The following is a 10,109-nucleotide window of genomic DNA, read 5'->3' on the forward strand; positions in this document are numbered from 1 at the left end:
GAGATCCTCGGCACGGTGTACGCCGCGCACACGCCCGGCAAGCAGCTGCGCACCGCCCGCAACACCCTCCTCTCGCCCGTCCACGAGCGGCTGGTCGAGCAGGGCGGCTACCTGCGCGAGGTGTCGGGCTGGGAGGGCGCGGACTGGTTCGCCGGGACGGGCACCACCCCCGAGGCCGAGCCGACCTGGGGCCGGGCGCCCTGGTTCGAGCAGTGGGAGGCCGAGCACCGTGCCGTCCGCGAGGGCGTCGGTCTGATGGACATGAGCTTCATGGCGAAGTTCCGGGTGCAGGGCGCCGACGCCGGCGACGTGCTCGACCGGGTCTCGGCCGGAGCCGTGAACGAGAAGTCCGAGACGATCACCTACACGCAGTGGCTCGACGAGGACGGTCGGATCGAGGGCGACCTGACGGTCACCAAGCTGGCCGAGGGCGACTTCTTCGTCGTCGCGTCCGACACCGCGCACGGCCACGCGCTGGCCTGGCTGGCGCGCCACGTCGGAGACGCCGACTGCACGGTCACCGACGTCACCGCCGACCACGGCCAGCTCAACGTCCAGGGACCCCGGTCGCGCGAGGTCCTCGCCGCGCTGGCCGACGCCGACCTCTCGACCGAGGCCTTCGGCTTCCGCACCGCCCGCCGGCTCGAGCTCGCCGGCGTCGAGGTGCTGTGCGTGCGGATCACCTACCTCGGCGAGCTCGGCTACGAGCTCTACATCCCTGCCTCCGACACCCTCCGGGTGTACGACGCGCTCCAGGACGCGGGGGCGGCGTACGGGTTGCGACCGGTGGGTCTCAAGGCCCTGGCATCGCTGCGGATGGAGAAGGCCTACCGCGACTTCGGCCACGACATCGACAACACCGACTGCCCGCTCGAGGCCGGACTCGGCTTCGCGCTGGCCCTCGACAAGCCGGGTGGCTTCGTGGGTCGCGACGCGGTGCTGGCCCGCAAGTCAGCCAATGCCGCGGCCGGCGGCATGGGGCAGCGGATCGTGCAGGTCCGGGTGCTCGACCCGGACCCGTTGCTCCACCACGCGGAGATCCTCCACCGGGATGGTGAGGCCGTCGGCTACGTGCGGGCGGCGTCGTACGGATGGACGCTCGGCGGGGCGGTCGGCCTGGCCATGGTCTCCGGCGGCGGCGAGCCGGTCACCTCCGACTGGGTCAAGGCCGGCACCTGGGAGGTCGACATCGCCGGCGTGCGGCACCCGGTCGAGGTGTCCCTGCGCCCGATGTACGACCCGACCTCGGCACGGGTCAAGGTCTAGGTCCGGCCCGGGCGCCGGAGGTCGTACTAGTACCAAAGACCGATGGCGCTGCGTACTGCGCCACCAGCACGATTGTCCTATCAACACCGACCGGGCGGTGGGACTCAACCGCAGGTCGGGCCCCACCGCCAGGTCAGCAGTTCGACCCGTACGACACCCTGGGGCGCCCCACCCCGTCCCCCCGTCCCAGGGTGTCGCGGTCGCTGTCCTCGACGCGCACTCACCCGAGCGGAAACGGACAAGGGCCCCGGCACTGAGCCGGGGCCCTCATCCGTGACTGGGGTGAGCGACGGGGCTTGAACCCGCGACCCTCGCGACCACAACGCGATGCTCTACCAGCTGAGCTACGCCCACCATGAGGCTCCGGAGGTGACCGGAACCGGAGAGAAGTGTAGCCGGGTCAGGCCGTCGGCCCCGCATCGGGAGGAGCCGTCCCGGGCTTCCCGGTCAGGGAGCCCCCGTGCCTGGCGGCGATGGCGCGGGCCGTGTCGCTGTCGGGCCCGGGCGGCGGGACGAAGACGGCCTCCCGGTAGTAGCGGAGCTCCTCGATGCTCTCCTGGATGTCGGCCAGCGCCCGGTGGTTGCCGCGCTTGGCCGGAGACTGGAAGTAGGCCCGCGGGAACCACCGGCGCGAGAGCTCCTTGATCGAGGAGACGTCGACGATCCGGTAGTGGAGGAAGCGCTCGAGGTCGGGCATGTCCCGGGACAGGAAGGCGCGGTCGGTGGCGACGCTGTTGCCGGCGAGGGGCGGGCGGGCGTTCTCGCCGCACTGCTCGTGGATGTAGGCCATGACCTGCTCCTCGGCCTCGCCGAGGGTCAGGCCCTTGTCGAGCTCGGCGAGCAGGCCCGACGTCTCGTGCATGGTGCGGACGAAGTCGGTCATCTGGCTCAGCGCCTCCGCGGGCGGCTTCACGATCAGGTCGACGCCGGTCCCGAGGACGTTGAGGTCGAAGTCTGTGACGAGGGCGGCGACCTCGATCAGCGCGTCGGCGCGCAGGTCGAGCCCGGTCATCTCACAGTCGATCCAGACGAGTCTTTCGTTCACGTCGCTCACCCTACTGTTCGTCGCCGTTTGGCACTCCGCCATCGTCCGCTGCCAGACTGCGGCGGATGAGCCTCTCCACGTTCATCGCCGGACTGCCCAAGGCGGAGCTCCACGTGCACCACGTCGGCTCGGCCTCCGTCCGCATCGTCTCCGAGCTGGCGGCCCGACACCCCGGTGTCGTCCCCAGCGACCCCGACGAGCTGCGCCGGTTCTACGAGTTCCGCGACTTCGGCCACTTCATCGAGGTCTACCTCGCGGTCGTCGACCTGATCCGGACGGAGGAGGACGTCCGGCTCCTCACCTACGAGGTCGCCCGCGAGATGGCGGAGGGGCAGCGGATCCGGTACGCCGAGCTGACCTGCACGCCCTACACCTCGGTGGCGGCCGGCGTCCCGATCGAGGCCTACACCGAGGCGATCGAGGACGCCCGGGTGGCTGCCGAGCGGGACTTCGGGCTGGTGCTGCGCTGGATCTACGACATCCCCGGCGAGTTCGGGGTGCCCGCCGCGGAGGCCACCCTCGACTACGCCCTCAACCACCGGGTCGACGCCCTGGTCGGCTTCGGGCTCGGCGGCCCCGAGGTCGGCGTACCCCGGCCGCAGTTCCAGCCGCACTTCGAGGCCGCCCGTGCCGCCGGCCTGCGGAGCGTCCCGCACGCCGGGGAGACCACCGGTCCGGAGACGGTGTGGGACGCGCTGCGACTGCTCGGCGCCGAGCGGATCGGGCACGGTACGACGGCGGCCCAGGACCCCGCCCTGCTCGCCCACCTCGCCGAGGCCGGCATCCCGCTCGAGGTGTGCCCCTCGTCCAACGTCGCCACCCGTGCCGTCCCCGCGCTCGCCGACCACCCGATCGCGCGCTTCCGCGAGGCGGGCGTGACCGTGACGGTCAACTCCGACGACCCGCCGATGTTCGGCACCTCCCTCAACCGCGAGTACGAGATCGCGGCCGACCTGCTCGGCCTCGACGAGGCGGGAGTCGCCGACCTGGCCCGCACCGCCGTGCGGGCGTCCTTCGCCGAGGACCGGGTGAAGGCGGCCGTGCTGGCCGAGATCGACGCCTACGCCTGAGCGGCACAGGTCGAGGCCCCGCGAACTCATACTCCGCGGGGCCGACTCCTTTGTATCGATGACGGAGCCGGTTCCCCCGCATTTGCGGGCGTGTCAGGAGGAGCCGTGCCCTCCCGACGATCGTCCCGGTGGTCACGCGGCCGGGCGTGTCGCGACGCGACGTAGGCTCGTGGGGTGATTCCGCGCCCACTGCTCGCGCTCGTGGTCGCCGGGCTCCTGTCGGCCTGTGCGGCCGATCCGGCCGTGCGGAGTGAGCCCCGGGAGCGCGCGACGCACGCCAGCCCGCGCCCGGCCGAGCGCCCGGCAGCCCGTGAGGCTTCGACGCCTCCTTCCGGGCCGGCGACCAGCGACGGCCGACCGGTGGCGGCTCGGCTCGCCATCCCGGCGCTCGGCATCGACGGGCTGCGGGTCGTGCCCTACCGCGGCCGGACCGACGACGCCGCGGGGACCGCGATCCAGAACCGTGGTCTCGCGGCCAGCCCCCACGGTCCGCGTGGCGGTGTCGGCGCCGGGGGGATCGGCAACTACCAGGTCACCGCCCACCGCCTGTCCTCGACGCGGGCGTTCGAGTTCCTGCCCCGGCTCCGGTCCGGGCGACGGGTCGTGGTGGAGACGGCGCGGTGGCGCTACGTCTACGAGATCCGGCAGACGCGGTGGACGTCGTTCCGGTCCGCCCGCTCGCTGGCCGAGCAGCGGGCCGCCGTACCGGGCCGTCCGGGCCGCCCGGCGACGCGGGCCATGATCACCCTCTCGACCTGCGCCACGGTGGAGGACCACGCCGCGGGCAACTACTGGGCGGACGAGTTCGACAACCCCGAGCACCGGATCGACAAGGTCGGGGTCCTGGTGAGGACGAACCGGACCAGTCAGGGCTGATCCTGCCTCGCCTGTCGGAGTAGCGTCGCCCGAAGGTTCATCACGTCAGTGACGGAAGGGGAGGGGTCGACATGTTCGTACAGGTGATCCAGGGGAAGGTCTCGGATGCCGCCGCGGTGCGCGCACAGCTGGACAGGTGGGTGGCGGACTTCGCGCCGGGGGCGACCGGGTGGCTCGGCAGCACCTCGGGGGTGACGGACGACGGGACCTTCGTGTCCATCGTCCGGTTCGAGTCGGAGGATGCGGCCCGGCAGAACAGCGACCGACCCGAGCAGAGCGCCTGGTGGGAAGCGACCGCCGCGCTGTTCTCGGGCCCGGCGGAGTTCCGGGACAGTACGACGGTCGAGGTGGACACGCCCGGCGACCCCGGCACGGCGGGCTTCGTGCAGGTGATGCAGGGCCGGACCAGCGACCCGGACCGGGCGCGCGAGCTGATGGCCAGCGACCCGACGGACTGGGCGGAGTTCCGTCCGGACATCCTGGGCACCGTCTCGGTCAGCCATGACGAGGGCGCCTGGACGATGGCGATCTACTTCACCTCCGAGGAGGAGGCACGCGAGGGCGAGCAGAAGGAGCCTCCCCCGGAGATGCAGGAGATCATGAGCGAGATGGACGCACTCACCGTCGGCGAGCCGGTCTTCCTGGACCTCAGGGATCCGTGGCTGCACGCTCCCAGCTGACCGCGGCCGCGGGGCCCGCGACCCGGCACGCCACGCGGGAGCGCGCGGCGATCGCGCTCCTGATCCTGGCCTGGGGCGCGACGTTCGCGGCGGTCAAGGTCGGGCTGGAGTCGTCGCCGCCGATCCTCTTCGCGGGCCTGCGCGCCCTGCTCGGGGGAGCCGTGATGGCCGTGCTCGCGTGGAGCCGGAGCGGCCGCCCCGTGCTCGCCGGCCAGGGGCGTGACTACTCGCTGCTGACGGCGCTCAACGTGCTGCTCTTCTTCGGTCTCCAGACCGTCGCGATCGGGCTCCTGCCGTCGGGCCTGGCCGCGGTGCTGATCTACCTCCAGCCCGTGCTGGTGGGACTGCTGGCGTGGTGGCTGCTCGGTGAGCCGATGACGCCGAGCAGGATCTCGGGCCTGGTGCTGGGGTTCGCCGGCATCGTCGTCGTCGGCGGCGGAGCCTTCGCCGGGCACGTCTCGCCCGCCGGGGTGGCACTCGCCGTCGCGAGCGCCCTCGCGTGGGCGCTCGGCACCATCGTGTTCAAGTCGACGGACGGGCGCATCGACGGCTGGTGGGCGGTCGCGCTCCCGTTCCTCGGGGGCGGCGCGCTGCTGACCCTCGTGGGGCTGGTGGTCGAGGGTCCGGACATCACCTGGTCGCCCCAGTTCGTCGCTGCGCTGGCCTTCGCCGGGCTCGTCGGTACGGCGCTCGCCTGGTCGCTCTGGTTCGGCCTGGTCTCGGCGGGGGAGGCCGGCCGCGCGGCGTCGTACATCTTCTTCGTGCCGCTGGTGGGCGTCGTGATCGGCGCGATCGTGCTGGGGGAGACCCTGACCGTCTCGCTGCTGGTCGGGGCGGCGCTGGTCGTGCTGGGGGTCTACCTGGTCAACTGTCGCCCGCGACGGGGCTGACGATGCTCAGCCGGGCCGGCGTGCGGACCGGCTGCGCTGGCGTGCGGACCGGTTGCGCCTGAGGCGCTTGACCAGCAGCGCGTCGTGCTCCAGCGCCTGCGGCTGGTCGATGATCCAGTTCAGCCGCTGGTAGTACTTCACCGCAGTCATGCCGAACCGCTCGCGGATCGACGTCTCCTTGGCGCCGGCGTACTCCCACCACTGGCGCTCGAAGTCGAGGATCTCCAGGTCACGCTCGCTCAGGTCCGGGGCGGCGGCCGCGTTGTCGTCGCTGGACGCCGTGTTCCGACTGGGTCTCCTGTCCATGGCGAGGACCCTGCCATGGCGTCGCGCAGCCCGCGCACCGGGTCGCGTCGGACGCCCGGCCCGTGTGATCCGGGCAATCACCGAGGGGGGAGGGCCTGGTGCGTGGCCGCCGCGTCGATACCCAGCTCGGCGGCCAGGGGCGTCGCGAGCCACCGGCTGTAGTCCGGGGTCATGTGGTGGGAGTCGCGGAGGGCGATGTAGTTGCCGATGACCGAGGGGCACAGTCCGTAGGCGCAGAACCACTTCGAGGCATCCACGGAGCCCACCCCCGCAGTCTCGGCCGCGGCGAACGACAGCCGGGCATCACGGGCGGCGTAGCGACCGGGCCGGAACGCGCAGTCGCCGAGGTCCGGGTGACCGTTGCTCAGGCAGACGCCCGTCTCCTGGGGCAGCTTGGGCGTGTTCCCGACGATGAACACCTGGTCGGCGTGGGCGCGGAGGTCCTCGAACAGCTCGGCCCAGCCCTGCTCGAGGGCGGAGGCGTAGCCGTCGTCGGTGTCGTCCAGGGTGTCGCCGGTCCTGGGGTCGATGAGCCTCCCCGCGGCCGTCGACACCACGACCAGGTCCGGCGACAGGTCGGCGACGGTCGTCCTCGCCCAGGCCTTGAACTCCTCGCAGGCGCCCCACGCCCGGCCCGTGTCGCGGTCGACCTGCTGCAGCGCGGTTGCGGTGCAGCCGCTGTAGACCAGGACGTACACGCGATATCCGTACTCGCGGCCGATCTCCTCGACCGCCGGCGACAACGCGCGGGCACGCGAGTCGCCCAGCACCACGATGGTGCGCTCGGCGTCCACGTCTCCCACCGGGCACAGCTTCGTGGTGCCGGTCCGGTAGTCGCACTGCCCCAGCGGGGCGGTCTGGCTGCGCAGCGCCAGCAGCCCCGGCGTGAGGTCGCCGGGGACCGCTCGTCCGTCCTCGGCCGCCAGCACCGACGCGCGTACCAGCGCGACGTAGGGGTCGTTCCCCAGGTGGCGGTCCCCGTAGTCGGCGAGCTCGATCGCCGGCTCGTCGGACCACTCGCCCAACCGGTAGCTCATCACCTGGCCCGCGACCAGGACGGTCGCCAGCGCGGTCGCCACGCTGACCGGGTAGATGAGCAGGGCGCGGCCCGTACGACGCCAGCTGCGGCCGGTCCGGAAGGGCGTCTCGACCCAGCGGAACGTCGCCCAGCTGAGGGCGAACACCACGACCAGCGTCAGGAGCCGCACCGTGATGCTGCCGAACCGCTCGGGTCCGAGGTTGCTGCGCACCAGCACGATCACGGGCCAGTGCCAGAGATAGATCGAGTAGGACCAGTCGCCGATCAGCACGAGGGGGCCCACCGTGAGGCCGCGGCCGACGACGGTCGAGCGCTCACCTTCGCCGGCGACGATCAGTGCCGCCGTGCCGAGGACCGGCAGCAGGGCAGCGGTCCCGGGGAACGGGGTGGCCTCGGTGAGGGTGAGCGTGGCCACGCCGATGGCACCCAGTCCTCCGAGGGCCAGCGCGTTGCGCGCCGCGCTCGTGAGGCGAAGGCCCCGGGGCAGGAGCGCGCAGGCCGCCCCGATGCCCAGCTCCCACGCACGCGCGAAGGTGGAGAAGTACGCCGTCACCGGGGAGGCGTAGGTGTCCCACGCCGACCAGGCCAGCGAGAGCACCACGACCACGGCCAGGAGCACGCCGGCGGCGCGTCGCAGGCTCGGTCCACCCTGCGCGCCACCGCGGCGACGCGCCCACAGCAGGCACAGCATCAGCAGCAGCGGCCACACGAGGTAGAACTGCTCCTCCACCGCGAGCGACCAGTAGTGCCGCAGCGGCGAGGGCGGTTCGCCCTGCGCGAAGTAGTCGGTGCCGGTGGTGGCCAGGCGCACGTTGGCGGCGAAGAACGTCGCCCACACCGCGTCGGTGAGGACCGTCTGGGTGCGCAGCAGTGCGAGCGTGAGCAGAGAGGCGAGCGCGGTGGCGATCGTCACCACCGTGGCCGCGGGCAGGATCCGTCGCGCCCGGCGGGCGTAGAAGTCGCTGAGCGACACCCGCCCGTTGGCGTCGGCCTCGCGCACCAGCAGTGTGGTGATGAGGTAGCCCGAGACCACGAAGAACACGTCGACGCCGACGTACCCACCGGGCAGTGCCCCGGGGGCGATGTGGTTGGCCACCACGAGCAGCACGGCGACGGCGCGGATGCCCTGGATGTCGAGGCGGAACTGCTGCCTCGGGGACGCCGCCGGCGAGTCAGTCGCCATCTGGCTGCGCGCCCGCGACGCGGTCGCCGACGTCCACGAGCGGTCGGTCGTTGGTCTGGAGGGCGGTCAGCACGGGCAGCAGGGTAGTTCGTGGGATGCCGGGTTCCGAAAACGTTGTGCGCGGGTCGCCGGACAAGTTGCGTGGCCCGTCGTACCGTCTTGCTCGAAGGAACCTTGAGGAGGCTTGTCATGGGGGCCCTGCATCGTGTTCGCACGACCCTGGGGGTGGCGATCCTGGCCCTCGCGGCCGTGGCGCTGGCCCCACCGAGCGTCTCGGCGGAGCAGGCGCAGGCGTCGCTGCGGATCTCGCCCCCCGTCTACGTGGGTGGCCAGCGGTTGACGTTCGAGGGGAACATCGGTCGGCTGGGGGTGCGGCGGATCCGACTGCAGATCCGGTGGGGCACACCGGGCGCCCTCTGGAACGAGCCGGAGCGTGAGTGGCACGGCTGGACGAAGGGCGACGGGAGCTTCACGTTCCGCTACCCCGCTCCGTCCATGTTCGGCCTCCATGCGCGGGTGGTCACCGCGGGTGCGGCCACGCCGGCCCGACCCGTGACCGCCAGGTCCCAGGACCTCGGCCTGACGGTCGTGCCCGACAACCCCCAGGTCGGTGAGAACTTCGCGATCGAGGTCGACACCACCCCCACCTTCATGTGGCGCGGCGACCTCCCCGGGCCGGCGTTCAAGGGGCGGACCCTGACCCTGCAACAGCGCGTCGGTGGCAACCGCTGGAAGACCCTCGGCACGACAACGACGGACGATCAGGGCCAGGGCCGGTTCCAGGAGACGGCCGCAGCCCCGGGGGTCGTCGTCTACCGGGTGCGGCAGGAGGACTGGTTCGCGGACGGCAACGAGATCGGATGGTTCCCCTCGTTCCCGACGTATGTCCGCGTGGGTGGGGCGGGAGCATCGGCGGCGAGCACGACCCAGCAGCCAAGCGCCCGCACGGCCTCCGCCGCGACCACCGAGGCGTCCCAGCCGGCGTCGCGCGTCGACAGCTCGGACTCGGCGAGCCAGACCCACGGGTGGGGTCGTGCACTGTGGGACTTCGGGTTTGCCTTCGGCGAGTCGCTGACCAGTCCGCCCTACCGCGGATCGGATCTCCACGGCCGGTGGCTCGACACGTCCAACGGGTCGGGTCGAGCCGTACCGCACAACGGCCAGCTGATCCTGGACAGCCAGCGCAACCACCTGGGCGCGGGAGACTTCGGAACGACGGCGGCGACCTTGCGAGGCAACCCGATGAGGTATGGCCGCTGGGAGGTCAAGCTCTGGCTCAAGACACCGGAGAACGACGCCCGCGACTACCGGGTCAGCGTCGAGCTGGTGCCCGACCGGCGGCCGGACAGCAACTGCGGTGTCATCACGGTCGCCGACGTGGCCGCGCACCAGGGGGGCGTCACGGTGGGCGCCAGGGCGCTGCGCAGCGCGACCAGGTGGACCTATCGCAAGCCCCTCACCCGCCTGACCTCCGCGTCGGCCGCGTTCGCGGTCGAGATGACCAGGCGCCACATCTCCTGGTTCGTCAACGGCCGGGTGATCGCCACCGTCCGCAGCCCAGCTGCTGTCCCGGACGTGCCGATGACGCTGCGGATGAGCATGAAGGGCAAGGGCGAGACAGCGGAGATGAACCGCACGACGGCGCTCTCCGACTGGCAGCGAGCGTTCCCCCTCAAGAACGGGAAGCTGAGCACCGGCGGTCACGCGCTGCGGCGCGGCACGTACGGCGGGTGCTGAGCACGACCCGGGCGAAA

Annotated in this window: 9 protein-coding genes and 1 tRNA gene; 6 read left to right on the forward strand and 4 right to left on the reverse strand. The window is 72.1% G+C overall.

The features are described from left to right. Positions 1 to 1,266 (forward strand): aminomethyltransferase family protein (locus VFN12_RS03665; protein WP_325117230.1); only part of this gene is annotated, 1,266 nt, incomplete at its 5' end. Positions 1,267 to 1,544: 278 nt separating this feature from the next. Here the strand turns inward: VFN12_RS03665 and VFN12_RS03670 are convergent. Then, a tRNA-His gene (locus VFN12_RS03670) sits at positions 1,545 to 1,620 on the reverse strand. A 46-nt stretch (positions 1,621 to 1,666) separates the two neighbouring features. Next, the gene (gene orn, locus VFN12_RS03675; protein ID WP_325117231.1) at positions 1,667 to 2,311 is read right to left on the reverse strand and encodes an oligoribonuclease; all 645 of its coding nucleotides are present in this window, start codon (positions 2,309 to 2,311) and stop codon (positions 1,667 to 1,669) included. A gap of 65 nt (positions 2,312 to 2,376) precedes the next feature. Here orn and VFN12_RS03680 point away from each other — a divergent pair, with 65 nt between their 5' ends. The 4 genes from VFN12_RS03680 (at position 2,377) to VFN12_RS03695 (ending at position 5,827) form a co-directional block, all read left to right on the forward strand. Then, on the forward strand, positions 2,377 to 3,381 hold the full coding sequence (locus VFN12_RS03680) for an adenosine deaminase (protein WP_325117232.1): 1,005 nt from the start codon (positions 2,377 to 2,379) through the stop codon (positions 3,379 to 3,381). Between the two features lie 174 nt (positions 3,382 to 3,555). Further along, complete coding sequence (locus VFN12_RS03685) at positions 3,556 to 4,257, forward strand: sortase domain-bontaining protein (protein WP_325117233.1); 702 nt, start codon at positions 3,556 to 3,558, stop codon at positions 4,255 to 4,257. 71 nt (positions 4,258 to 4,328) lie between these two features. Next, entirely contained in the window at positions 4,329 to 4,937 is a 609-nt protein-coding gene (locus tag VFN12_RS03690) for a hypothetical protein (protein WP_325117234.1), read from the forward strand. Next, positions 4,916 to 5,827 carry a DMT family transporter gene (locus VFN12_RS03695; protein ID WP_325117235.1) on the forward strand — a complete coding sequence of 304 codons (912 nt, stop codon included), beginning with the start codon at positions 4,916 to 4,918 and terminating at the stop codon, positions 5,825 to 5,827. The genes VFN12_RS03690 and VFN12_RS03695 overlap by 22 nt, the downstream gene beginning before the upstream one ends. A 6-nt stretch (positions 5,828 to 5,833) precedes the next feature. Here the strand turns inward: VFN12_RS03695 and VFN12_RS03700 are convergent, their stop codons facing one another. Beyond that, positions 5,834 to 6,133, reverse strand: coding sequence for a DUF3263 domain-containing protein (locus VFN12_RS03700; RefSeq protein ID WP_325117236.1), 300 nt, complete (start codon positions 6,131 to 6,133; stop codon positions 5,834 to 5,836). Positions 6,134 to 6,210: 77 nt separating this feature from the next. Further along, positions 6,211 to 8,355: an acyltransferase family protein gene (locus VFN12_RS03705; RefSeq protein ID WP_325117238.1), complete on the reverse strand. Its 2,145-nt coding sequence runs from the start codon at positions 8,353 to 8,355 to the stop codon at positions 6,211 to 6,213. Positions 8,356 to 8,544: 189 nt separating this feature from the next. Here VFN12_RS03705 and VFN12_RS03710 point away from each other — a divergent pair, with 189 nt between their 5' ends. Continuing rightward, positions 8,545 to 10,092: a hypothetical protein gene (locus tag VFN12_RS03710; protein WP_325117239.1), complete on the forward strand. Its 1,548-nt coding sequence runs from the start codon at positions 8,545 to 8,547 to the stop codon at positions 10,090 to 10,092. Positions 10,093 to 10,109: the final 17 nt, after the last annotated feature.

This window comes from Nocardioides sp., assembly GCF_035703625.1.
GTDB lineage: Bacteria > Actinomycetota > Actinomycetes > Propionibacteriales > Nocardioidaceae > Nocardioides.

What these genes read in the sequence shown, in the direction of transcription:
- VFN12_RS03705 (WP_325117238.1), bottom strand. Translation starts at nt 8,355, where the DNA reads ATGGCGACTGACTCGCCGGCGGCGTCCCCGAGGCAGCAGTTCCGCCTC.
- VFN12_RS03680 (WP_325117232.1), top strand. Translation starts at nt 2,377, where the DNA reads ATGAGCCTCTCCACGTTCATCGCCGGACTGCCCAAGGCGGAGCTCCAC.
- VFN12_RS03690 (WP_325117234.1), top strand. Translation starts at nt 4,329, where the DNA reads ATGTTCGTACAGGTGATCCAGGGGAAGGTCTCGGATGCCGCCGCGGTG.
- VFN12_RS03700 (WP_325117236.1), bottom strand. Translation starts at nt 6,133, where the DNA reads ATGGACAGGAGACCCAGTCGGAACACGGCGTCCAGCGACGACAACGCG.
- VFN12_RS03710 (WP_325117239.1), top strand. Translation starts at nt 8,545, where the DNA reads ATGGGGGCCCTGCATCGTGTTCGCACGACCCTGGGGGTGGCGATCCTG.